26 protein-coding genes are annotated in these 24,799 nt (G+C 39.2%); 8 read left to right on the forward strand and 18 right to left on the reverse strand.

Going from position 1 to position 24,799, the window contains the following annotated elements; genetic code table 11:
• Window positions 1-131 precede the first annotated feature (131 nt).
• A complete protein-coding gene (gene lysM, locus JM79_RS00285; RefSeq protein ID WP_141876251.1) occupies window positions 132-632 on the reverse strand; it encodes a peptidoglycan-binding protein LysM in 501 nt (166 codons plus the stop codon).
• A gap of 353 nt (window positions 633-985) precedes the next feature.
• Between lysM and JM79_RS00290 the strand changes: the two genes are divergently transcribed.
• The 3 genes from JM79_RS00290 to JM79_RS00300 all read left to right on the forward strand — a co-directional run bounded on the left by JM79_RS00290 (window position 986) and on the right by JM79_RS00300 (window position 4,641).
• On the forward strand, window positions 986-1,981 hold the full coding sequence (locus tag JM79_RS00290) for an NAD(P)H-dependent glycerol-3-phosphate dehydrogenase (RefSeq protein ID WP_141876252.1): 996 nt from the start codon (window positions 986-988) through the stop codon (window positions 1,979-1,981).
• Window positions 1,982-2,110: 129 nt separating this feature from the next.
• The gene (locus tag JM79_RS00295) at window positions 2,111-2,761 is read left to right on the forward strand and encodes a hypothetical protein (RefSeq protein WP_141876253.1); all 651 of its coding nucleotides are present in this window, start codon (window positions 2,111-2,113) and stop codon (window positions 2,759-2,761) included.
• 185 nt (window positions 2,762-2,946) lie between these two features.
• A complete protein-coding gene (locus tag JM79_RS00300) occupies window positions 2,947-4,641 on the forward strand; it encodes a hypothetical protein (protein ID WP_141876254.1) in 1,695 nt (564 codons plus the stop codon).
• 73 nt (window positions 4,642-4,714) lie between these two features.
• Here the strand turns inward: JM79_RS00300 and JM79_RS00305 are convergent, their stop codons facing one another.
• The 5 genes from JM79_RS00305 to JM79_RS00320 all read right to left on the reverse strand — a co-directional run bounded on the left by JM79_RS00305 (window position 4,715) and on the right by JM79_RS00320 (window position 7,433).
• On the reverse strand, window positions 4,715-5,110 hold the full coding sequence (locus JM79_RS00305; RefSeq protein WP_141876255.1) for a hypothetical protein: 396 nt from the start codon (window positions 5,108-5,110) through the stop codon (window positions 4,715-4,717).
• The gene (locus JM79_RS16085; RefSeq protein ID WP_185739439.1) at window positions 5,107-5,283 is read right to left on the reverse strand and encodes a hypothetical protein; all 177 of its coding nucleotides are present in this window, start codon (window positions 5,281-5,283) and stop codon (window positions 5,107-5,109) included. The genes JM79_RS00305 and JM79_RS16085 overlap by 4 nt, the downstream gene beginning before the upstream one ends.
• The gene (gene pheS, locus JM79_RS00310; protein ID WP_141876256.1) at window positions 5,283-6,302 is read right to left on the reverse strand and encodes a phenylalanine--tRNA ligase subunit alpha; all 1,020 of its coding nucleotides are present in this window, start codon (window positions 6,300-6,302) and stop codon (window positions 5,283-5,285) included. Before pheS ends, JM79_RS16085 begins: the two co-directional genes overlap by 1 nt.
• Window positions 6,303-6,368: 66 nt before the next feature.
• The gene (locus JM79_RS00315; protein ID WP_141876257.1) at window positions 6,369-7,076 is read right to left on the reverse strand and encodes a ceramidase; all 708 of its coding nucleotides are present in this window, start codon (window positions 7,074-7,076) and stop codon (window positions 6,369-6,371) included.
• Window positions 7,077-7,433, reverse strand: a complete 357-nt coding sequence (locus JM79_RS00320; RefSeq protein ID WP_141876258.1) for a hypothetical protein — start codon at window positions 7,431-7,433, stop codon at window positions 7,077-7,079.
• 46 nt (window positions 7,434-7,479) lie between these two features.
• Between JM79_RS00320 and JM79_RS00325 the strand changes: the two genes are divergently transcribed.
• Window positions 7,480-8,004 (forward strand): CvpA family protein, encoded by a 525-nt coding sequence (locus JM79_RS00325; protein WP_141876259.1) that lies wholly within the window; start codon window positions 7,480-7,482, stop codon window positions 8,002-8,004.
• Between the two features lie 59 nt (window positions 8,005-8,063).
• On the opposite strand, the gene JM79_RS00330 is transcribed toward JM79_RS00325, so the two are convergent.
• The 12 genes from JM79_RS00330 to JM79_RS00385 all read right to left on the reverse strand — a co-directional run bounded on the left by JM79_RS00330 (window position 8,064) and on the right by JM79_RS00385 (window position 20,833).
• Entirely contained in the window at window positions 8,064-8,687 is a 624-nt protein-coding gene (locus JM79_RS00330) for a carbonic anhydrase family protein (protein ID WP_141876260.1), read from the reverse strand.
• A gap of 42 nt (window positions 8,688-8,729) precedes the next feature.
• Complete coding sequence (locus JM79_RS00335; RefSeq protein ID WP_141876261.1) at window positions 8,730-10,304, reverse strand: SulP family inorganic anion transporter; 1,575 nt, start codon at window positions 10,302-10,304, stop codon at window positions 8,730-8,732.
• Window positions 10,305-10,397: 93 nt separating this feature from the next.
• Window positions 10,398-10,688, reverse strand: a complete 291-nt coding sequence (locus JM79_RS00340; protein WP_141876262.1) for a hypothetical protein — start codon at window positions 10,686-10,688, stop codon at window positions 10,398-10,400.
• A gap of 77 nt (window positions 10,689-10,765) precedes the next feature.
• The gene (locus tag JM79_RS00345; protein ID WP_141876263.1) at window positions 10,766-11,515 is read right to left on the reverse strand and encodes a tetratricopeptide repeat protein; all 750 of its coding nucleotides are present in this window, start codon (window positions 11,513-11,515) and stop codon (window positions 10,766-10,768) included.
• 1 nt (window position 11,516) lies between these two features.
• The gene (locus JM79_RS00350) at window positions 11,517-13,274 is read right to left on the reverse strand and encodes a BatD family protein (RefSeq protein ID WP_141879138.1); all 1,758 of its coding nucleotides are present in this window, start codon (window positions 13,272-13,274) and stop codon (window positions 11,517-11,519) included.
• Window positions 13,275-13,320: 46 nt separating this feature from the next.
• On the reverse strand, window positions 13,321-14,196 hold the full coding sequence (locus JM79_RS00355; RefSeq protein ID WP_141879139.1) for a tetratricopeptide repeat protein: 876 nt from the start codon (window positions 14,194-14,196) through the stop codon (window positions 13,321-13,323).
• Entirely contained in the window at window positions 14,186-15,247 is a 1,062-nt protein-coding gene (locus JM79_RS00360; protein ID WP_141876264.1) for a VWA domain-containing protein, read from the reverse strand. The genes JM79_RS00355 and JM79_RS00360 overlap by 11 nt, the downstream gene beginning before the upstream one ends.
• 1 nt (window position 15,248) lies before the next feature.
• Window positions 15,249-16,253, reverse strand: coding sequence for a VWA domain-containing protein (locus JM79_RS00365; RefSeq protein WP_141876265.1), 1,005 nt, complete (start codon window positions 16,251-16,253; stop codon window positions 15,249-15,251).
• On the reverse strand, window positions 16,253-17,887 hold the full coding sequence (locus JM79_RS00370) for a BatD family protein (RefSeq protein ID WP_185739440.1): 1,635 nt from the start codon (window positions 17,885-17,887) through the stop codon (window positions 16,253-16,255). Before JM79_RS00370 ends, JM79_RS00365 begins: the two co-directional genes overlap by 1 nt.
• Window positions 17,888-17,890: 3 nt before the next feature.
• Window positions 17,891-18,757, reverse strand: coding sequence for a DUF58 domain-containing protein (locus JM79_RS00375; RefSeq protein WP_141876266.1), 867 nt, complete (start codon window positions 18,755-18,757; stop codon window positions 17,891-17,893).
• A gap of 70 nt (window positions 18,758-18,827) precedes the next feature.
• Window positions 18,828-19,829, reverse strand: a complete 1,002-nt coding sequence (locus tag JM79_RS00380; RefSeq protein ID WP_141879140.1) for a MoxR family ATPase — start codon at window positions 19,827-19,829, stop codon at window positions 18,828-18,830.
• A gap of 155 nt (window positions 19,830-19,984) precedes the next feature.
• Window positions 19,985-20,833, reverse strand: a complete 849-nt coding sequence (locus JM79_RS00385) for a DUF4382 domain-containing protein (RefSeq protein ID WP_141876267.1) — start codon at window positions 20,831-20,833, stop codon at window positions 19,985-19,987.
• Window positions 20,834-20,993: 160 nt separating this feature from the next.
• On the opposite strand from JM79_RS00385, the gene JM79_RS00390 reads away from it, so the two are divergent.
• From JM79_RS00390 to JM79_RS00405, 4 genes are all read left to right on the forward strand, one after another.
• On the forward strand, window positions 20,994-21,743 hold the full coding sequence (locus tag JM79_RS00390) for an SDR family NAD(P)-dependent oxidoreductase (RefSeq protein ID WP_141876268.1): 750 nt from the start codon (window positions 20,994-20,996) through the stop codon (window positions 21,741-21,743).
• A gap of 16 nt (window positions 21,744-21,759) precedes the next feature.
• Complete coding sequence (locus JM79_RS00395) at window positions 21,760-22,896, forward strand: ATP-binding protein (RefSeq protein WP_141876269.1); 1,137 nt, start codon at window positions 21,760-21,762, stop codon at window positions 22,894-22,896.
• A gap of 1 nt (window position 22,897) precedes the next feature.
• Window positions 22,898-23,623 (forward strand): metallophosphoesterase family protein, encoded by a 726-nt coding sequence (locus JM79_RS00400; protein WP_141876270.1) that lies wholly within the window; start codon window positions 22,898-22,900, stop codon window positions 23,621-23,623.
• 167 nt (window positions 23,624-23,790) lie between these two features.
• The gene (locus tag JM79_RS00405; protein WP_141876271.1) at window positions 23,791-24,795 is read left to right on the forward strand and encodes an acyl-ACP desaturase; all 1,005 of its coding nucleotides are present in this window, start codon (window positions 23,791-23,793) and stop codon (window positions 24,793-24,795) included.
• Window positions 24,796-24,799: the final 4 nt, after the last annotated feature.

Below are 24,799 nucleotides of genomic sequence, written 5' to 3' on the forward strand. Positions count from 1 at the left end.
TTTAAAAATCCATTTTTTGAATATCCTAGTTTGCTGATTGAACCTACTTTTTTCATTGTGGAACTACAAGCATAAGAACGTCGACTGCTCTCAATTTAATATTCTCAGGACTTTTAAACAGTCTTTGAAATCTATCTTTTACTATCCATTGGTGGTATTCTTAGAACCTGACCAGGATAGATCTTATCTGGATCATCCAGCATAGGCTTATTTGCTTCGAAGATCAATGGATACTGGTTTGGATCTCCGTAATGCTTCTTTGAGATCTTACTTAAAGTATCACCTCTTTCTACTGTATGGAAAACAGCTTCAGGCTCTTTATTTTCAACATCCATTCTATCGTCTACCTGTGCAATACCTTCAGAATTACCTACAACCAGTACGATCTTTTCACGGGTTGCCTGATCTAAAGCGGTTCCAGTGATCGTAGCCATATCATCTTCAATATTGATATGAAGATTATCAGCTTTTAGGTTCAGGTCGCGAATAGTCTCTTCCAGATTCCTGGAAACTCTTTCATTTTCCTTCTTCTCTTTTAACTTATTATCTGTTGTACTTACTTCATTGTCCTTCGGCTTATCTGCACCAAAGATCTTTTTTCCTGCATTCTTAATGAACGAAAATAATCCCATTATTTTGATTTATAGTTAGTTATTTAAATGTACAAAAGCCTTGCAGATTCGCTCCTCTTCTGCATCCTAAAGTTTTCTCAAAATTGAAGACATAAAAAAAACCGCTCCTTGCGAAACGGTTTTTTTCAACTAAATAACCAACCAAAAAACTAAGAATGTAAACTTTACAAAACTATATGTAAAGCACAATATTAGAACGACAACACATTTATCAAATTGTACAGCTCCTGAACTTTAATTGTTAATCTTTTGCGCAGTAGGATTACAGCATTCTCAATATTTATGCTGAAATGCCGAACAATTCTTTCAATACCTCTAAAATTGACTATTTTTGGAGAAGAGAATGTAATTATATGGATAAAGCTCCGAGTTTTGGTGTCATTGGTGGAGGTAGCTGGGCAACAGCTATCGTGAAAATGTTATGTGAGAATCTGGATAACGTAAACTGGTATATGCGCAGTGTATATGCTGTGGAACACATTAAGAAGCAGGATCATAATCCCAATTATTTAAGTTCAGTAGAATTTAATAATGATCAGCTTACCCTAAGCAATGATATTAATGAAGTTGTAGAAGCTTCAGAATTCATCATTTTTGCGATCCCTTCCGCTTTTCTGAAAAGAGAACTGGATGCACTAACGATTCCGCTACATGACAAAGTTGTTTTCTCAGCAATTAAAGGCATTGTTCCGGAAACTAGTCTTATCGTTGGGGAACATTTCAATCAGTACTTCGATGTTCCTATGGAATGCATTGGAGTCTTAACCGGACCATGTCATGCTGAAGAAGTAGCCTTGGAGAGACTTTCTTATCTAACAGTTGCCTGCCAGGATGAACAAAAAGCTCAGCTGGTTGCTGGCTATCTTGGAAGTGATTATATCACATGCAAGACTACAGATGATGTTATTGGTACTGAATACGCAGCTGTTTTAAAGAACATTTATGCGATCGCCGCAGGAATTGCTCACGGTCTGGGTTATGGTGATAATTTCCAGAGTGTACTTATGAGTAATGCCATTAGGGAAATGAAGAAGTTTATCAAGAAAGTCCATAAAATGAAGCGTAATATCAACGATAGCGCCTATCTGGGGGACCTTTTGGTGACTGGTTATTCTGTATTTAGTCGTAACCGGATGTTCGGGAATATGATAGGTAAAGGATATACCGTTAAAAGCGCTCAAATGGAGATGAGCATGGTTGCTGAAGGTTATTACGCTACTGAAAGTGCTTATAAGATCAACCAGGAAAAGGGAGCTAAAACACCGATTATCAATGCGGTATATGCCATACTTTACGAGGGTAAGAATCCTAAAAAGGTTTTTAATAAGCTAGTAGACAAATTAGATTAAAATATCAGTATTTTCTTACTTTTGATCTTATAAATCGCTGTTATACAAACTTTTCAGCGATTTATTTGCACTGTTATCATCTTATACAGTACTTTTACCCTACCAAATCATTTTAAACCAAAAATTATCATGAACAAAAAATTACTTTTTCTCGGCTTAGGACTTGGCCTATTCCTAACCGGGTGTGAGACTGATTCTGTTTCGGAAGATATCACGACAGAAACTTCATCAGCAGTAAAAGAATCAAAAACTTCTACAACAAAAATCCATGAGCCTGTTTTTCTACAGGGAATCCACGAACCGGTATTCTTAAAGAACGGGTTCGAAGATTGCGATATTTTTCCTGTCTATGATGGTCCTAAGGATCTGCATGTAGGTAAAGGTGAAGCTATGGACTTTAGTGAACATACACATTTAGAAAACTTGCGTGTAGCTGGTGAACTGAATATTTGTGGTGAGATTGAGACAGAAAAAAATACGGTTATTAGACGTAACGGTGAGATGACAACAGTTGGTCTTGCTATCATAGGATCTGAAGAAGAGCCTAAAGATCTTATCATCAATTATGGTGGTCACTTCAATATCAACGGAGTCCTGATCGTAACTGGAGATTTAATTCTGAACTCTGGAGCTACCTTACAATTCCTGAATGATGACCTTGAAAATAACTGGTTATGGGTAATGGGAGATATTAGAACTGCCGATTATTCCTTTGTTTACGGTATGTACAATACCTATGATGGTGAGGAAGATCATGATCACGACGGTCACGAACACTAGAAAATTCATTATTTCGTTATACTTAAAAAGCCGGCAAATTGCTGGCTTTTTTTATTTTCAGTATTTTCTTATCGGTAGTTTCTTACACTTTATCGAAAAAGCCTGTCGTTCAACCAGTTTCATTTTGAACATAGAGATTAATTGCTATTTTTACCTGCCCAAATACTTTAACTAACCTATTTACCATGAATAAAAGATTATTCGGATTAAGCCTAAGTGCTATCCTATTATTTGCATCCTGCGAAAAGAACAGTATTTCAGACGAACCTTCTCAGGAATCTGATTTCAGTATTGCAGATGCTTCAGAACTTTCCTCTGCGATCAATTTTAACGAAACTGGAGTTATTGGTTTTGCCTCGATTAGCAACAATAGAAATTCCGATGCTTCTACCGTTTTTGGTATCGAGCAGATCGCTTCGCTTGAAGCTCCTGAAGTTGATGGAGTAAAACTAAGAGCTACACACGTAGATGTAAAAGGTGATTTCGCTTATGTTTCTTACAACAAAGAAGGCGCCACATATCTTGGCGCTATTGATGTTGTTGACATCAGCGATAAATATGAGCCTATCCTAATTAGTAGAATAAAAACTGATGTCGCAGACATTAACTCTTTATTTGCAGACGATAACGGCTACCTGGTTTTCACAGGTGCTTCAGCAAAAAATAACCGAGGTGCAGGGATGCGCTCGCTAATGGGATATTTTAATCTTGAAAGAGGAAATCTTCCATCTACTATAGTTAGAGATGCGACTGAATCACGTATTGATTCAAATTACTATCTCGACTTTGGTAATACGGGAAATGCTGGCGTACATATCTTACCATTCGATGAACATGCAATTTCTGTAACCGGAGATGCTGGATCCATCACTCAATTCATGTATCCTGGTGATCTTACTGCATTTGATGGAATTACCACTGAAGAAATTGGAGACCTTAGATATGCTGCAATTCATAATAATACCCTCGCCGTTTTAAGTGGTGTTGACGGACTTATGAATTTTGATTTGACCGATGGTTTTAATCTTACATCTCAAATTAGCACTGCTGCACTAACTGCTGAATCAAAAAGAACGATTGCCTGGTATGGTGATAACATCCTTATTTCTGAAGGTACAGAAGGTGCCGGGATCTATAGTTTTGAAAGTAATTCTAAAGTAAGCAGTCTGCCACTTAAAATGCATCCAGACGCTGCTAGTATCTCTACTGAAGATGCTGTGACTAACGCAGTTTCTACTGATGGGAATTATATATATATGGCTAATGGAGGTGCAGGACTTGATATCTTAAAGCTTGGTGAAGATCTTACTCCACTTGCTGAAGGTATTGCAGAAATTGAAGGTAGTGCAAACTTCGTACAGGCTAAAGGTGAATATATCTACGTTGCTTCTGGAAAAGGTTTGAAAATTCTTCGAATCATTTCTGCGGAAGACGCACCAAATAATAGTCCGGAAGAATTTCTAAGTTGCTCAGATTACGAGGCATTCGATGGGAATAAAAACCTAACCATTACACCTTCTTCTACTGAGTCTTACTCTGGTATTATGAACGTGAAGAATCTTAATGTAAATGGAACGCTTAATTTCTGCGGAACCCTAATGATCGAGAAAAGTGCAAATCTTTCCAGCGGAGGAGAAATGAATGTTTCAGGAGCTATGTATCTTGGTAATAACAGATCTGCTGAAAATCTTACGATCACTTCTGGAAGTACACTTAGAGTAAACGGATTGGTTGAAATTCACGGAGACCTGAATATTCAGAGTAACGGGAAACTGGAATTCGTTGGAGAAGGTTCAAAAATTTATGTTGGAGGAACTGTGAAAGTTCATGATGGTGGTGCTCTTGAAGGGGAATTTGAAGATCTTAATGACAGATTTTAATAAGAATCATATTAATATACAGAACTAAAAAAGCCTCCAAATGGAGGCTTTTTTTTATGCTAGTATCGAGTCATCATTTTGCAAGAATTCCTTTTTCCGGTATTACCGGGAGCTCCACCCGTGCATTTTCCCGAATGCTATTCGCCTTAAAAACAAAAGTCTTCTCGTACATCTTATTATTCTGGAAGAATGTCACCTTAAACTCATTGTTCAGCTTTAGAACATCTTCCTGAAGAAATTCGATCTTGGCGAAATTCTTTGCTGGCAGTACTTCAATTTTATGTCGCATGGTAGAAGTTTCCTTCTTCTTATCAAAACCTCTGGATACGATGAGCGCCATTTCCAAAGCTTCCGAAGAAGCATTGATCAAATAGGCATTCCATTCGTAGGATTCGAATTGTTCGTTCAATACATAGACCGCAGCGAGGTATACCTCTTCTACTTCCGGAATTTCAATATCTTTCCTCAAAATGTATCTTCAGCTTTGTGTTTGATCTTTATCCACAACCAGTATAAGAGTGCTGCCGCAACTGCAAGCAGGATCAATCCTAAAGTCAGTTTGATAACTGCGATCACAAAGGTCACATAAATGATGATTCCCAGGATAATTGCCCCAATGATGAGGATAGCGTATTTTTTCATTATAGTGCAGATTTAAATTGCTCGAGAAATCTTAGGTCATTCTCGTAAAACATCCTGATATCTTCTATCTGGTAAAGCAGCATGGCAATTCTTTCAATTCCCATCCCAAAAGCAAATCCTGAATATTCCTGTGGATCTATATTACAATTTCTTAGAACGTTCGGGTCTACCATTCCGCAGCCCATGATTTCAAGCCAACCCGTTCCTTTGGTAATTCGGTAATCGGTTTCAGTTTCGAGACCCCAGTATACATCCACTTCAGCACTTGGCTCGGTAAACGGGAAATAAGAAGGTCTAAGGCGTATTTTTGATTTTCCGAAGAGTTGCTCCGTAAAATACAGGATCGTTTGTTTCATATCGGCAAAAGAAACGTCCTTATCGATATACAATCCTTCTACCTGATGAAATATACAATGTGATCTTGCCGAAATTGCTTCATTTCTGAAAACTCTACCCGGAGAGATCGTTCTAATTGGTGGTTTATTCTCCTCCATGTAACGAACCTGAACTGAAGAGGTATGTGTTCTCAACAGAATATCAGGATCTGTCTGAATAAAAAACGTATCCTGCATGTCTCTTGCCGGGTGATATTCCGGAAGGTTTAGTGCCGTAAAGTTATGCCAGTCATCTTCCATCTCCGGTCCTTCAGAAACATTGAAACCAATATTGCTAAAGATCTCGGTGATCTGGTTCTTAACAATAGAAATTGGATGTCTGGAACCTATTTCAACCGGTTCTCCCGGTCTGCTAAGGTCACCATATACGCCTTTTTCTTCCTGACTGTTCTCAAGACTTTCCTTTAAAGAATTTACGCGCTGGGTTGCAGAATTCTTAAGCTGATTGATCACCTGGCCAAACTCCTTCTTCTGTTCATTTGGAACATTCTTGAACTCAGCAAAATAGTCGTTCAGAATCCCTTTTTTACCAAGGTATTTGATTCGGAAAGTTTCTATTTCTTCATTCGTAGCAGCATTAAAGCTTTCAACTTCAGCAATATGCTCTTTAATCTTATCAATCATTGGTTTAGTCTTTTCAGAAGCGCAAATTTAGTAAAATTAATACCGAAAATCGTGCGCTTTAAATGCTTATTCTGAAGTGGCCACTTCCGAAGAAAGAGACTTCACGAGCAACCGGTCCCGGTAAATAAAGGTCATCAAGAAAAATACGGAAAGTGCCCCAAAGCTGTGCCATAGCCAGTGTGTTCCCATAGGAATTACATACACAAATCCATCCAGTACCCTGAAGCTGATGGCAAATCCAAAACTGAGAAATGCCAGTAAAATATATACCCAGTTTGCTGATCGTGTGGTAAGGAAATAGGTGATCACAGGCAGTAAAAGTCCTAGCGCTGTTCCCACGTAGCCTACAGAGGTTTGTACACTATCATCCCATGGGAGCATACGCACACCAAACACCAGAATTAAAATTAGAACGATTAGCCAGATCCTATTCCGGTTAGTAATTTCCAGTTTTATGGTATAATAAACTGAAACTGCTAGGCATAAAAATATAATAGGAAGCCAGTCCAGGTACATCCAGAAGTCATGACTTCGGGTTGCATGATAGACGGTACCTCCAACAAATCCCATAAAAAGAACTGGAAGGCTCCACGCTAAAAATCTATGATTGCGATAGTCGCTATAGACCTTCAGCGAAAAGTAAATTATAATGAGTAGAAAGAAAATATTGCTGAAAGTATTGAATGGCTCCACAGGTAATCTTCCAGCCATTGTTTCCTGGTAGATAGGACCACTATCATTTGGAAACGAATCAAAACTTAGCAGAAGGTTCATTTATGAAATATACTTTTTTTCCATAAAATAATTCACGATCGCTTCCTTCATTAAAACCGACTGCTCCCCGGCTTTTAAACTTGGTAACTCCTCCTTCACCTTAAAATGTGGCCAGCTGTCTTCATCAAAATAATCGAATTCGTAATAGCCATAAGGCTCCAGTAAAGTACAGATTGCAATATGCATCAAATCGAGTTTATGATCCTTCTTAAATTTACGGTGAACCTGACCCAATTCCTGTACCCCGATTAAGTATATAATAGCATCCAGCTCCAATATATCTCCATCTGCAAATTGATTGGATAATTTGGTTTGTAATTCCTGCCAGCGCTCCTTTAATTGTTCATCTCTTGCCATACTGCAAAGATATCATCTAAGATTTTATAATTATTATATTTGACACATGAATACAGTGGATATTGTCCTGGGGATTTTCCTGCTTTACGGATTGGTACGTGGTTTTTTCAGAGGATTTTTAACTGAGCTTGCATCGTTGTTAGGACTTGTAGCCGGTATATACGGTGCCATTCACTTTTCCTATTACGCCGGCGAATTTCTTTCGCAACATGTAGATTGGGATATCGAAATCATAAATCTCGCGAGCCTGGCCATCACTTTTTTAATTATCATTTTCGTGGTCTCCTTAATTGGGAAAATGCTTACCAAAGTGGCAGACTTTGCAGCGCTTGGAATCGTAAACAAATTGTTGGGAGCAATATTTGGATTAATGAAATCTGCTTTTGTTGCCAGTGTGATCATCATGTTCTTTATGACCAGCAATAAAACACTTGAATTCGTAGAAACTGAAACACTTGAGGAATCTGTACTTTATGAACCGGTAGCTGTAATTGCCCCTATCATATTACCATCGATCATAAAACAGGTAAAGGAAAAAGACCTTTGGGACTTTGAGGCGGAAGCTGAATAAAAAAATCCGGAACCACATTGAAGCGATCCCGGATCTTTATTATTTCCTTTACTAATTTCTTATAGCAAGCTTACTTTTCCATTAGAGATAGAATATACTCCTCCAACGATTTTGATTTCACCATTATCTTCCATTTCCTTAAGAATCGGACTTTTCTCTCTGATCCTGTCCATGGTAAGTTTCACGTTATTTTCAACCACACCAGCAACAAAATCAGAATTGCTGGAATTTCTTTCGCCACTAGTTTCAGTTGCTTTTACGGCAGGTTTAATATTGCTTAGTAAGTGAGTGATGTTACCTAGTTCAACATCATCACAGGCAGCTTTAACTGCGCCGCAAGCTTCATGTCCCAATACCATCACTAGTTTACTTCCTGCAACTTTACAGGAGTATTCCAGACTTCCAAGAATATCCGTATTTTCAAAGTTTCCTGCTACTCTTGCAGAGAAGATATCTCCAACTCCTTGGTCGAAAATAGTTTCTAAAGGCACTCGTGAATCGATACAGCCAAGAACAACCGCCTGTGGCCATTGTCCTCCTTTTGTCTGCTCAACCTGGGAAGCGTAGTCTCTCTCGTGCATTTTAGCACTGGAAAATCGTTCGTTTCCTTCCATTAGATCCTTCAGCACTGCATCAGGGCTTAATTTCGTTTGCTTGTCTTTATTGATTATATCTTTAATCATAATTTGTTTTTATTAGAATTTGGTTAATACTGATCTACTAAATTAGCTGATCTTCTTCTGTGCGAAAAATTCCTGGTAACTATCCGGATTCTCAATAGTTCCTCTTTCTGAAATAATCTTGATATCTATATTCTTTTCCGCAGCTTTTACTCTGAAATCGTCAAGAATCTCTATAATATCATTATCCAGATACCTGCTTTTTCGCACATCCATGATAAGATAAGAATTCTCTTTTAATTTATTCAATTCCTTAATGATCGCTCCTTTATTGATAAATGTAACCTCTTCAGCAAGGGTCATTTTCACCGTCTTGTTTTCATCCGTTTCATTTTCAATATGAAGGAAGTAAGAGTTCTGGTAAGATTTGATAAGAATTACAACGATTCCAACGGCAAGTCCCAGACCAATTCCAATTAGAAGATCACCAAATACGATACCCACGATGGTTACAATAAATGGTACGAATTGCTTCCAGCCTTTCAAATACATTTCCTTAAATAAGGCTGGTTTCGCCAGTTTATATCCTACAAGAAATAGAATAGCTGCCAGTACTGAAAGTGGAATATAATTAAGAATATTAGGAATTACTACAACAGAGATCAACAGTAAAAAACCATGCAGAATTGCTGCCATTTTGGTTTGACCTCCAGACTGGATGTTCGCAGAACTTCTTACGATCACCTGTGTAATTGGCAATCCACCAATCATACCTGAAAGCATGTTTCCTGTCCCCTGTGCGAAAAGTTCACGGTTAGTAGGAGTGGTTCTTTTGTGCGGATCCAGTTTATCTGTTGCTTCCACACATAATAAGGTTTCCAGACTGGCTACCAACGCGATCGTAAAACCGGTGATCCAGATCTGTAAAGTTCCTATCATTTCGAAAGAAGGTACAGTAAACTGACCAATAAAGGAATCAAAACTATCTGGTACCGGAACATTTACAAGGTGCTCCTGAGAAATTCCGAATGTCTCATTTCCCTTGGTAACCAGGAAGAATATAATCCCAGTTCCCACTGCAACTAATGGTCCCTGTACAAGTTTAAAGAACTTACCCTTATCGCTTAATACAGTTTCCCAAAGTACAAGAATGATCATCGCAATGATAGCGATCAAAGTTGCTCCCGGGCTAATGCCATTCGCCATATTGAAAATTTCTGAGAACGTATTCTCTCCATCTACCTGGAAAAATGCCCAGTCGCCTTGAGGATCATCATCGTAGCCAAAAAAGTGAGGGATCTGCTTCAGGATAATGATAATTCCAATACCTGTAAGCATTCCTTTAATTACCGAGTTTGGGAAATAATACCCAATAATACCTGCTTTTAAAAGTCCGAATCCAATCTGGATCGCACCACCAATCACTACAGCCAGTAATAAGTTCTCATAACCAATATTAGTAATTGCTGCAAGAACAATGGCTGCAAGTCCTGCTGCCGGACCACTAACTCCAAGGCTTGAACCACTAATGGCTCCAACCACGATACCACCAATGATACCGGCAATTAAACCAGAGAACAATGGTGCACCACTGGCAAGGGCAATACCAAGACACAAAGGAATGGCAACAAAAAACACGACAATACTCGCCGGAAAATCTTTATTTAAATGCTTAAACATATATAATATATTATGTCAGGAGAAACTCCTGTAATCTTAAAATTGAAAAATAAATGGGTTCACGAATTTATCGTGAATATAGATGTGGGAGTATTATGCCAGTTTCGGTGGTGGAGAGGTAATTGAAAGAAAGACCTTGTACCTGCTTTCTCTGTAGTTATGTCCATCCTGCTTTCTAATTTGAAGATAATGGATGCTTTTGTAATTAGAGTCCATCTCCTCAATAGTGTATTCCAGGCTGATCTGGTTTTTGGAAGTACTTTCTTCTTCGTTCACATTATAGGCAATAGAAATATCAACATTTCTGTCAATCAAAGCAATAATGCTGGGAGTGCACAGAAACGCTGTGAATATAAAAGCCAGAATGAAAGTGATGTTCTTCACGATTGTAAAACTAAGTCAAATTTCAGAACTATATAGAAAACTATAATAATGAATTGTAAAGACTTAATCAAAAATATCTACAACTTCCTGATGTTTTGACTATTAACCCAACCCTGAGCACCGTTGGAAAGTTCAATTTTCGACCATTCTTGAAAATCTTCAAGCACCTTTGCCTTGGTACCTTCATGAAGCTCGTAGCTGGCTTCACCACGTAAATTAGGCTCATCCCGCACCTCTACAACTTCCTGGTATATGATCGCGTACTGGTTGTTTTCAACGTAAGCTTCCTGCTGAAAGGCAAATATTACGGAAATAATACAGGCAATTACACTTAGAGATGCAAAACCCAGGAATAACCGCTTCTGAAGAGAGCTTCGGGAGAAATAATAGAGCAGGAATAAAACCACAAAGATCACTGAAAATACAATGGCAAAGATTGCCCATCCGGAAGCAGTATACTTTGAGATCATGTTCCCAAAAGAAGCGGAAAGTCCCGTTTGTTCGACCTCATCAATATCATCAATCGCCATGTTACGAGCAAACTCGATGTTATTCTGAATATCTTCATCCTTCGGTTGTTGCTGAAGTGCCTTTTCAAAATAATAGATACTCGGCGCGACATTATTTAATTTATAATGTGCATTTCCAAGATTATAATAAACCTCTGCTGAAGCTTCACCGTTTTCTATGATCTTCTCGTAACTAGAGATAGATGCTTCAAATTCTCCATTTTGATAAGCCGCATTGGCTTTATCAAAAAGTTCCTGGTTCTGGGAAAACCCAAGAGCGGAAACAAATAGAAAGATAAGAACGATTACTTTTCTCATGTTATAGTTGTTTATCAAGGGTTGAAATTACTCGTGCTGCTTTTTCGTAGTCCTGCTGCATAGCGTCTGATGATGCCGGTGTATAACGTGCAAATTCACAACTAGATAAAAGCGCTATAAACTCTGTCGTAGTTTGCTCATCGACCTGCTTCTCGCTAAGTATTTGATAAATTCTATCCTTACTCATTTCGCTGGTGGTGATTCCCAGTTTCGCTTTCAGATAATTATGCATCGATCTTTCCAGGGCAAGATAGAATTCCTTCTGATCTCCTAAATTCCTTTTTGCTTCTGAAAGATATTTTCTGGCCAGTTTATCTGCTTTTCTAATTCTATTTCCAGTAACATCTGCGGCTCTTTTATCTCTTTTTCTTCCGAAGAGAATAAATAGTGGAATAGCTGCAAGTGGAAGTATCAAAGCCGTCCAGAAACCAGCGGAACCAAAGAAACCTGAATCATCAAGAGGTTTCAAATTAGTATTCAACTTAATAAACCTAAACTGACTGTCATTGAAAGCAACCGGTTGCTTATTTACTCCAGAATTGCTCGTATTGTTAGATCCTGCTAGAGGTCCGCTATCAACGCTTATAAGCATTTCATCTGAAGTATGCGTGATATAAGTTTCGCTTTTTGGATCAAAATAAGAAAAGGACAATGCCGGAATTGGATATTTCCCTTTTCTGGTTGGTATTATTGTATAGGAATTTGAAATACTTCCCTGCATTCCGTTCAAATTCGTATTCACATTTTCACGACGTTCCGGATCATACATTTCCAGAGATGAAGGAGCGGTTAGTTCTGGAAGGTCAAATAACTTCAAATTTCCGTTTCCTTTTACCTCAACTTTGGCCTGCAGACTTTCGCCCGCATTGAGCTCGTTTTTACTACTACTTACGCTAAAATCAAATTTACCAACAGCTCCGGTAAAATTCTCTGGCGCATTCGTAGGCAAAGCTTTTACATTGATCTTTTTATTATCTGCCGCCACGGTTTTATTGACGGTCTTGTAGATCCTACTTCCAAAGATATCGCGACGTTCGCTAGGAACATCTACCGCCACAGATAATGTAAGTGGCTCAATATTTAATTCACCGGTTTTTTGTGGATAAAGAATCGTTTTCCTTAGGATTACATAACGATAAGGCTCACCGCGGTATTCACCATTTTCGACACGAAGCTGCTTGATGTCCACACTCTGACTCCAGAAATCATTATATTGTGGATTATCAAGTTCCCTCCAGTTGCTTACGCTAATTCGCGGACTCACATACAGCTTATATACCACAGTGATCGCTTCGTTTAAATATGGATTTCCTTTAGAGACTTCTGCCACGAGGTGCAAATTATCCTCGGCGATCAACTCAGTATTATTCCCATCGGTTGGTTTGTCTACGGCCGCAGTGACCTCAACATCTATGGGCGATGTTTTATAAACCTTATCATCGATAACGATCTCAGCCTGTCCCACGGTGAGTGTTCCACGCTTTTTCGGCTGGAGATAAAAACTATAGGTCTTTGAATAAGCCATTTTCCCGTTAAGGATGCTCGTGCTTATTTTTTGATTAGGGCCGCCAACTACGGTAAAATCTGAAAAAGAAGGAGCATTAAAATTATCTCCATCTTCATTCATTTCAAAATCAACCCGAAGCCGTTCATTAATTCCCAGCTTCTCCCTGCTAACCTTGGATTCGAAGCGCACCTGCGCCTGGAGCAAACCTCCGGTGACCATCAAAAAACTTAAAATCAATAATTTTGTTTTCATCATTATCTATATCAACGCAATTTTTAGTCAGAAATTTCAAAAATTCTTACCAGTCCTTTTCAGCTTTAACTTTCACGCCCTTAGCTTTCTGGGCATTAATTTTATCCTGGACTTTCTTTTCTTCATTGTTCATAGCTTCCAGCAAACTTTGGATTTGTTGAGGAGATAGCTGACCCTGTGCCGGTTTTGGCTTCTGCTGCTGCTTTTCATCACCCTGGCCTTTATCCTCTTTTTTCTCGTCGCCTTCCTGCTTTTCCTTATCCTCGTTTTGATCGCCTTCTTTCTTATCCTTTTCGTTCTCTCCCTCGTCCTTAGGCTTTTGATCCTTCTTTTCGTCTTCTCCACCTTCACCATCATTATTCTGATCTTTCTGATCCTGGTTCTGGTCTTCGTTTTCTTTATTATCCTTCTTATCCTGATTCTGATCGTCGTTTTGATCTGGATTTTGCTTTTCCTCTTCCAGTTTTTTCTTCGCTAAGGCTAAATTATACCGGGTTTCATCATCGGTTGGATTATTCCGAAGCGCATTTTTATAAGCATTTACAGCTTCCTGATAATTTTTTTGCTGCATATATGAATTCCCAAGATTGTGAAAGATCTGGTGTTTTTCATCTTTGCTTTCAGCGATTTCTGCAGCTTCTTTTAAGCGCTGTTCTGCATTCAGCGATTTTTCCTTGGCGTGATACAGGTTTCCCATATTATACTTTGCCTTCATATTAGATGGATCCTTCGCAATTGCTTTACGGTAAGAAGCTTCTGCGTTCGCAAATTTATTTTCTGAAAGAGCTTCCTGTGCTTCCACAATATAATCATTGGATTGCTGCTGAAGTTTCTCCTGATCTTTCTGCGCGAGAACTGTCACTATTCCGAAGTGGAACAGTAGAATACTAAGTGTGATTTTAAAACCGGTTTTATGCTGCATCGTTCTTCTCCTTTTTCCTGCCACCTTCATTAAAAAGATTCAGTTTTCTTAACCAGGCGGTACTTTTCTCTAATACAAAAATATCTAGAAAAAATAATGCCAAAGCTATTGCCAGAAACCATTGAAATTGAGATTCATAGTCAGCAAATTGCTTGGCTTCAAATTCTGTTTTTTCTATATTCTGAAGCTGACTTAAAACTTCATCTACTACATCTCCGGTCACATTGCCTTCGATATAGGCACCTTCAGTAGCATCTGCAATCTCCTGAAGGGTTTGAGGATTCAACTTTGTGATAACCGTTTCATTCTGGTTATCTTTCTTATAATTCTGAATAACCCCGTTACGTTTAATTGGAATTGGCCCACCTTTCTCGGTACCTACGCCAATAGTAAAGATACGAATCCCATCTTCCGCAGCTTGTTCCGCGATATCCTCTACATTGCCTTCATGATCCTCTCCATCACTAATGATGAACAAAACCCGATTGGTCTGCTGATCATCGTCGTAATAAGTGGTCGCCAGTTCTATCGCATCGCTAATGGCAGTTCCCTGTGAGGAGATCATGTCTGTATTTAAAGCCTGCAGGAACATTTTGGCTGAAGAATAGTCTGTCGTAATTGGCAATTGCGGAAATGCACCGCCGGCATAAGCGATAATCCCAACCCGGTCACTACCAAGATTGTTCAAAATCTGACTCACAAGTTGTTTTGACTTCTCGATCCTGCTTGGTGCAATATCTTCAGCCTCCATACTTTTGGATACATCTATGGCAAAAACGATATCAACCCCTTCCCGCTTCACAGTTTCCATTTTAGAACCTATTTTAGGATTGACAAGCGCTACAACAAGCGCAGCAATTCCTAGTAAGAGCAATAAAAGTTTTAGAAAAGGTTTACTTCTGGATCGGTCGGGAACAAGACTTTTTAAAAGGTGGCTATCAGCAAATTTTCTTCGCGTTCTCCTCTGCCAGAATACCAGTAGAAGATATAGCAAGATCACTAGTGGAATCACCAGCAACAACCAAAACCATATTTTTTCTTCTAACATCATTTTAAACAAAGCTTCTAAATACTGTCATTCTTAATAGCACTTCCAGCAAAAGCAATCCACCGGCAAGTAAGACCAATGGTCTGTATTTTTCATCGTAATTATAGTAACGAAATTCTTCAATTTCTGTTTTTTCCAGAGCGTCAATTTCCTCGTAGATAGCTTCGAGTTTTTCGTTATCGGTCGCTCTAAAATATTTTCCTCCGGTAGTAGATGCAATTTGAGTAAGCAATTCTTCATCGATCTCTACAGGCACATTTCCATACTGAAACCTTCCATTTGGAAGTATAGCAGTTGGGGACAAAGCCATCCCGTTGCTACCCACACCAATTGTATAAACTCTAATCCCAAACTCAAGCGCCAGCTCACTCGCTGTGTTTGGATCTATAAATCCGGAATTATTCACACCATCGGTAAGCAAAATAATGACTTTACTTTCAGCATCGCTATCCTTGATCCTGTTTACTGCTGTGGCCAGTCCGGAACCAATTGCAGTTCCATTTTCAAGAACATTATTATATTCAATACCTTCCAGCGCGTCCAGTACGATAGACTTATCGCTGGTAATGGGAGTTTTTGTAAAACTCTCTCCCGCATAGACTACCAGGCCAATTCTATCTGCAGGACGATCTTTGATGAATTCTTCGGCCACATTTTTAGTAGCCTCAAGACGTGTTGGCTGTAAGTCCCTTGCTAGCATACTAGCAGAAACATCTATTGCCATGACAATATCGATTCCCTGAGTACTACTGGACTGCGTAGAAACATCAACCGTTCTTGGTCGCGCCATAGCGGTAATGATCAAAGCCAGTGTAAGTAATCTCAAAATAAAAAGTACCGGTCGCAATTTAGGAAGCAAGCCAGATTTCCCCTTGAATCCTTTAGTTGAAGAAATCTTAAGGGCAGCAGTTTGCTTATTTCGCTTCCAGATATACCAGCCTATTGCTAGCGGAAGCAGCAATAGTAACCAGAAAAATTCCGGATTCTCAAAATTGAAATTTGCAAACATTATTCTTTCAGATTATTTATTTCAACTGAATTGATGATCCTTTGCGAGATCTCTTCAGCGTAAGTGTCGTTTTCATTAAAGATGACAATGATCTGCTCAAAACCGCCTTTTTCAGCAAAATTCAGAATTACATATTCGTTTGGGATCGCTTCTCCCGTAACAGGATTTTCAGCCTGTAAGGTTCCAAAGACTTTTAATCCTTTCGCACCATTAAGCGTGGTAAATTCCTCCTGCTTCATGACGATATTCGTCGCGCCCTGTCCTTCCAGGTTCGTGTAAATTCCGTCTACAGCTTTCTGAAGATCGAATTGTACTTCTCCACGGAATTTAATTGTAGTTACTGCTGAATAAAAATTACTAAGCAGGCTTCCATAAACAAAGGTTTCAGAACCAACCATCATACGCTGTACATCTTCTGGCATTTCGATCTCCCCTCGAACCAGTACTTTTGGAGTAGTGACAGCAACCGTAGGATTTCCGTATTCACTACGAATCCATTCTCCCTCCAGTAATTCTTTCGTAGGATGACCAATATAAGTATCCATGACATAGGTAATACCCTTGGTGGCAATCAAGGTTGTAACCCCAATGATCACGATAGCGGCACCAACCAGAACCCCAAGAATGATCTTGCGTTTCTTACGTTTTTTGCGCTGTGCTTCTAAATATTCTTCGTCCTGTAGCAACTCTTCCTGTGTGAGTTGTGGAACCGCAGCACGAAGATCATCAATGATCAACTGAGTTTTAGAACGATCATCTTTAGCCGTAATGATATCTGGTTTGGAGCGAGCAAACTTCGCCAGATCGGCACGATTAAGAATTTTCTCGAAATTGCGAATGGTTTCTTCGTTAAGATTTAGCTTACCAGATTCGCGTTGTGCCTGCAAGTATAAAATTAACTCGCCGGTAGTTCTTTCCAGCCCATGATCATAGATCTTTCGATCCAGATATTTCCTCACAGCAAAACTTAACTGTGAATAGTATTCTCTAATCTCCCTGTTTTCAAGCAGTCCCGAACTGTCCAGTTGCTTAAGCTGCACCATTGCCTCCTCATAGGGAGGAAGTTCACGCACCTTATCATCAGATTTTCTTTTTCGTACGATCAGGTAAACTGCCGCACCGGCGACTGCCAGGATTGCCAGCAACCACCAAAACCAGTCTGGAATTCTGAATCCCGGTGAAACCGTTACCGATGGTTTTAATGGATACAAATTCTGCTTAGTGGTATCGACGATGACATCTTTAACCTCCACAGCAAACGAATCTGTTGTGTAAGTTCGATTCTGTATAAGAACTTCCTGAGAAGGGATCACATATTTACCACTATCAAACTGGGTAAGAAAATACTCTTTGAGCAATTTATAATTTCCCTGTTTCCGAATGGTATCAGGTTGCAGGCTTTCCACCATTTCCAGCGGTGAAAACTTTTCACCTTCAGGAAAAACAACTAGATCCTCAGGATTAGAATTTACTTCTATCTTATAGGTGATCTGCTCGCCTATCCTAATGCTCGTTGAGTCTATACTGGAAGTAACCTGCTGAGCCGAGATATTTTGAAATAACAAAATTGCCAGAAGCCCGGGTAAGTATCTTAGAATTATTTGGCGATATGTGGAGATTTTATTTAAGTCCATTCGTTAAGCTCTTCTTTTGAAATAGCCCAGTAGTTTCTTTACGTAATTTTCGTCTGTCCGGTTATCAATGGTCCCCGCGCCACTTACAGAGAAGCTTTGTAGAAAATAATCCATTCGCTCCTGATAATATTTTGAATACGAATTGCGAACAGATTTGGATCCCGTATCTACTGTGATATAATTGCCACTTTCAGCATCCTGCATTTGTACAAGACCAAGATTTGGAATTCTCTCTTCCATTTTGTCAAAGATCCTGATCCCGGTCACATCATGTCTGTTCGATGCAATTTTAAGGGTATGCTGATAGTCCTCATCCATAAAATCTGAAAGAATGAAAACGATCGCCTTTTTCTTCATGACATTAGACAGGTATTTCAATGCTCCTGTAATATCTGTTGCTGAATTTTCCGGGTGGAATTCGAGGAGTTCCCGAATGATCCTTAATACATGAGAACGCCCTTTTTTCGGCGGAATATAAAGTTCGATCTTATCTGTAAACAACATCAAACCTATCTTATCATTATTTTTTGTTGCTGAAAACGCCAGTGTAGCAGCAATTTCAGTAACTACATCTTTTTTAAATTGCTCACGAGTACCAAAAAGTTCAGAACCTGAAACATCTACCATTAACATCATGGTGAGCTCACGTTCTTCTTCAAATACTTTTACAAATGGTTCATTATAACGTGCGGTAACATTCCAGTCAATATTTCGAACATCATCCCCAAACTGGTAAGATCTTACCTCACTAAAGGTCATTCCGCGTCCTTTAAAAGTAGAGTGATATTCCCCGCCAAAGACATGATCGCTCAGTCTGCGGGTTTTGATCTCTATTTTACGTACTTTTTTTAGGAGCTCTTTTGTATCCATCTCTTCCTTCAACAATGTTTATGAACCGGTAATTTTATTACCAATCTTCGGCCGTGCACGATCTTGATCGCTATGGCACTTCGATTTCATTCACGATCTTGTTGATTAGATCTTCCGAAGTAATATTTTCAGCTTCGGCCTCATAGGTGATTCCAATTCTATGTCTTAGCACATCATGTACTACGGCACGAACATCTTCTGGTACCACATATCCACGACGACGAATAAATGCATAACATTTGGAAGCGATCGCAAGGTTGATACTTCCCCTTGGAGAAGCTCCAAAACTTATGAATGGTTTGATATCTGAAAGATTATAATTCTCTGGAGTTCTGGTCGCAAAGATGATATCAAGAATATATTTTTCGATCTTTTCATCCATATAAACATCACGAACTGCACTCTGTGCACGCAGGATCTGTTCAAGACTTACTACAGGATTCACTTTTTCAAAAGCACCTTTAAGATTGGCGCGAATGATCAATTGTTCCTCTGCCATTTTCGGGTATTTGATCACCGTCTTTAGCATGAATCTATCTACCTGTGCCTCTGGCAGCGGATAGGTTCCTTCCTGTTCCACCGGGTTTTGAGTCGCCATCACCAGGAATGGTTTATCCAGAATGAAAGTTTCATCACCAATGGTTACCTGCTTTTCCTGCATGGCTTCCAGTAATGCTGATTGAACTTTTGCGGGAGCACGGTTAATCTCATCTGCAAGTACGAAATTCGCGAAAATTGGTCCCTTTTTTATACTGAAGTCATTCTCCTTCATATTATAGATAAGGGTTCCCACTACATCTGCAGGTAGAAGATCTGGTGTGAATTGCACCCTGCTGAAGCTTCCATGAACAGCCTGAGACAAGGTGTTGATTGCAAGAGTTTTCGCTAGTCCCGGAACCCCTTCTAAAAGGATATGTCCCTGGCCTAAAAGGCCGATTAGCAAGCGTTCGACCATATGATTCTGCCCTACGATGACTTTGTTCATCTCCCGGGTTAGCAGGTCTACAAAAGCACTCTCTCTTTCAATTTTTTCGTTAATACTGGCTATATCAACAGATGAATCGTTTTCCATCATGATTTTTCGGATTTTGATGTCGTGAATATACGTACAACATGTAAGCGTCGCAAATTGTTATTTTATTGGATTTACGTTGGTTAAAAAAAGGTTAAAATAGAAAAGGCAGTACTCTGAAGTACTGCCTTTTCTATTTCATATGTTCTAAAAACCTATAGCTCTATCTCACCAAGATCTGTAGTTTCGTTTGGACGAACTTCCACATCACTTACAGTATAAACTGTAAGACCTGAGGAAATCTGAGGTGTGATCTTCACATCATAAGTTCCAGCAGGAACTCCATTCAGCGCGAAATCACCATCATTGTTCGTATACGCCGATACTGTAATTCCATTTCCAGTAAGCACAACCAGCGACTGAACATCACTAGTTAAAGCTGCAGGAACAACGGTTGTTCCAACTACCATTCCGGCGTTGGCCTCTGCACTCAATCTAATTACAGGCTTAAGGTTATAGCCTCCATTTCCTGTCTCCACAATTGACTGTTCAACATCAAAGTCAAGAAGAAATGCGTAGTTCTCACCACCTTCTAAACGCTGATTCAATTGTAATTTAAGACCAGACTGTTGTGCACTTGGAGTGTTTAAAGCTTTGGTCTCTCCATCTACAACCACAGTGTTATCAGGTCCTAAAATCAATCTCATCTGCCCTACATAACCTGCTTCAACTTCAGTATCTGCAAGTAGTTGTGAAACTCCGCCAGTAAGTTCAAGTAAGTCGTAGATCCCAGTGTTCACATCGTCCACAGTCACCCACTCGCTACCTTCTGTTCCATCATCGTCGGTCGCATCCAGATCATCATCAGCTTCAAGCTGGATCTCAATCCCCTGTACATCGATAAAAACAGCATCATAATCTCCAGGAGCATCTGTCATTCTAATGCTTAGATTGGCCATTTCAGAAGAAGATCCATCTGAATCATCATCATTACAACTCACAAGTCCAACAGAAATTAGGGTTGCTACCAGTAGGCTTTTAAAACTTACATTTAAGTATTTCATATATTGATTTTATTTGGTTCAGCGTGAGAACGGCAATCCTCGTGCTAAATTTCAGCCTTTGAAGCGATTTAACTCTTTTTAACTCAACTTAACCACGCTTTAATAAACGAATACCTAATGCTAAATAATACTTTCTTACTTTAGAAAATAAATTCCAAATATGAAAACAGCCCTTATAACCGGCGCTACGAGCGGGATAGGAAAGTCTACTGCCATACGCTTCGCAGTGGAAGGATTTAGATTGATACTTTGTGGTCGACGACTCGAAAGACTTCAGCAATTACAGCAGGAACTGGCTGTAGAAACCGAGGTACATATCCTCAATTTTGATGTAAGAAATCGACAGGAAGTATTTGATAATCTTGACAGTCTTCCTGAGGAATTCAGGCAAATCGATATTCTCGTGAATAACGCTGGTAATGCCCATGGATTGGATCCAATTCAATTTGGTGATATGGATGACTGGGACAATATGCTGGACATCAATGTAAAAGGTCTTTTATATATGAGTAAGGCGGTCATCCCGGGAATGATGGAAAGAAAATCTGGTCATATTATCAATATTGGTTCTACTGCGGGAAAAGAAGTCTATCCAAATGGAAATGTATACTGTGCCAGCAAACATGCGGTGGATGCCATTAATCAGGGAATGCGAATCGACCTCAATGGCAACGGAATTCGGGTTGGTGCAATAAATCCAGGACTCACCGAAACTGAATTTAGCGATGTAAGATTTAAAGGAGATGCTGCTAAAGCTGATAAGGTTTACCAGGGTTTTCAAGCCTTGCAACCGGAAGATATTGCAGACATTATTCACTTTACAGTTACCAGGCCTTACCATGTAAACATTGCCGACCTTACTGTGATGTGTACAGCACAGGCCAGCAGTACCATTGTAGATAAAAACTAGCGAAGAGGACTGCATCATGATCAATAAAAGACTTCTTATTAAAAATCTGCTGGCTCATAATGATGAGAATAGCTTTTACGATAAGAAGCGGCAATTGAACATTGGCGAACGTGAAGGGAAAGCGAAATTCCTGAAGCATATCTGCGCGCTTTCCAATTCCAATCCTGAAAACAATTCTTATATCGTGATTGGGGTTGAGGACGAGGATAGCAAAATAGTAGGCATCGATTTTTTCGATGATAGTAAAATTCAGAATTTGATTAACGCCTACCTCAGCAATCCTCCGCGAATATCTTATGAGAATATTCCTTTTCCACATTTACCAGATCACCTGGTGGTTGGACTGGTCACCATCAGGCCCAATCATGCTAAGATCTGTTGCTTCAGAAAAAATATCTGGAAATATTATGGCGGGTCCATTTTTATGCGGGATGGAAGCATCTCAATGCCTAAGGTTTTTGATATAGAAATTCAGGATGTAAATTCGGCTCAGGTAGCATCTATCGAAAATCATTCTCACAATAATATTGAATATACTCTGGACGGCGTATTCGATTTTATGCGGAAAAGAAAGGATTACAGTCCTAGCTATAAGGTATTCAAGGAGTATTTCGTGGTATGCTGGGCGGGAAGGGAGAAAAAGATCAATCAGCAGTCCTATTATTCAAGGGTAGATATTGAGCTTATCAACGAACAGGTAAAACTATTCTATTCTGCTCTTGATGAGGTAAGTATTATTCAGAATGAAGACAGTTTTAAGATCCTGGAATATGTGCATCTTGGATTACACGATCAGTTTAAGTACTATCCTTTAGAGGAAGTAACCATTAGTTTCGGTAATAATGGGAGCTATGAAATTGAAAGTAATGTTATTTTTGAAGCTCCGAAGTTCGATAAAAAGACACTATATCATATTTACAATACTAATCGCAGTCTTGTGGATAAATTGAGGAACGGTATTGATCTTAATACTGAAGATCTTAAGGATCTGCGGAATTTACCGTCTACCTATTTACTTTGCTATTTGAACAATTTTTCAGATGCATTGGATAAACTTGAAGAGGCCCGACCTTATCTGAAGAATTTTGGAGCTGAATATTACCAGTCCTACAAAGACAGTATGAGAATTTTAAGAAAAGTAAAATATAATTAAGATGGCAAGAACATTCGCTATTGGAGATCTACATGGAGGAATGAAAGCGCTAATTCAGCTATTGGAACGAATTGACCTGAAACCTGAGGATACCCTGATCTTTCTGGGTGATTACGTAGATGGATGGAGCGATTCAGCAAATACGGTTACTTACCTCATCAAACTTGCCCAGCAAAACTCCTGTATTTTTATTCGTGGGAATCATGATGATCTTGCACAAAAATGGCTTGAAGGTGGAGAAATGAACGAGAAATGGCTGGAACATGGTGGCCAGTCGAGTATCGATGCCTATCGCACTTTCACTCCTGAACAGATCGAAGCACATATTCAATTCTTCAAAGACACACTGAATTATTACCAACATGATAATCGGTTATTTGTTCATGCCGGTTTTACGAACTTACATGGCCCAGATTACGAATATTCAGACAAAGGTTTTTACTGGGACCGGACTTTATGGGAAATGGCTCTAGCGATGGATGCATCGATCAAACCCGGTGATATGTTCTATCCAAAAAGACTTGCTCATTTTGATGAAATATTCATTGGACATACTCCCGTGACCAGAATTGGAGAGACAACACCTGTGAATAAAGCAAATATCTGGAATGTAGACACTGGAGCAGCTTTTAAAGGACCAATTTCAGCAATTGATGTAATTACCAAGGAAATTTTCCAAAGTGACCCGGTTTATACGCTATATCCTGATGAACAGGGCAGAAATTAGCATTCATTTACGATAACGTCTCTATCCTTATTCATATCTTTGAAGTTCAAGTTTTTGAGGTTATAATCTGCAGATTTTGAAGTTTTGGAAAAAATTTGCACGTTTATTGTAATTTATTGAACAAACAGGCTTTAATTAGCAGTCGAAAATCTACAAAGAACTACAGAATGGCAATGGATAATATACGTTTAGAAGTAATGAATACGGTGGAGAAATCTGTACAGGGTTTCATCGATAAATACCTTATCCCGGTTGAAGAGATCTGGCAACCTACAGACCTTTTACCTAATCTTCAAACTGAAGATGGTTTTGAAGGAGTACATCAGATTCGTGAAGAAGCTAAAGAACTGGGTTATGACTTCTGGGTGGTTTTAGTAGCCGATATGGTGACTGAAGAAGCTCTGCCTACTTACGAATCCTGGTTAATGGATATGGAAGGTGTAAAACAGCATGATGCCAGCAAAGGAGAATCCAATAGCTGGGCTAAATGGGTAAGACACTGGACTGGAGAAGAAAACAGACACGGTGATACTTTGAATAAATATCTTTACCTCTCTGGTAGAGTAGATATGAAAGAGATCGAAAAGACGACTCAGCACTTAATTAGTGATGGTTTCGATATTGGAACCGGGAGAGATCCTTATAGAAACTTTGTATACACCAGTTTCCAGGAGCTAGCTACTAACATTTCTCACAAACGTGTAGGACAACTAGCTAAGCAAAAAGGGAATAAGATGCTGGCTAAGATGTGTAATATCATTGCAGGAGATGAAATGAGACATTACATGGCATACAGAGAATTCGTAAAGACCATTTTCGAACATGACCCAAGCGAAATGATGTTGGCTTATGTAGATATGATGAAAAAGAAAATTGTAATGCCTGCACAGTTTATTAGAGAATCTGGACAGGGAATTGCTGAAGCTTTCGAAAACTTTTCAAATGCTGCACAAAGATTAGGAGTATATACTACTATGGATTATATCGATATCCTGAAGAAGTTAAACGACTATTGGGAAATTGATAAGATGCGTGGTCTTAATGATGATGCTGAAAAAGCTCGTGATTACCTGATGGCTTTGCCGGATAGAATGACAAGAATCGCTGGTAGAATTGCAGTACCGCAGGATCCCCATACATTTAAATGGGTTTCCAACAATGGAATGCTGTAACTGA

It is taken from the genome of Gramella sp. Hel_I_59, from assembly GCF_006714895.1.
Lineage (GTDB): Bacteria > Bacteroidota > Bacteroidia > Flavobacteriales > Flavobacteriaceae > Christiangramia.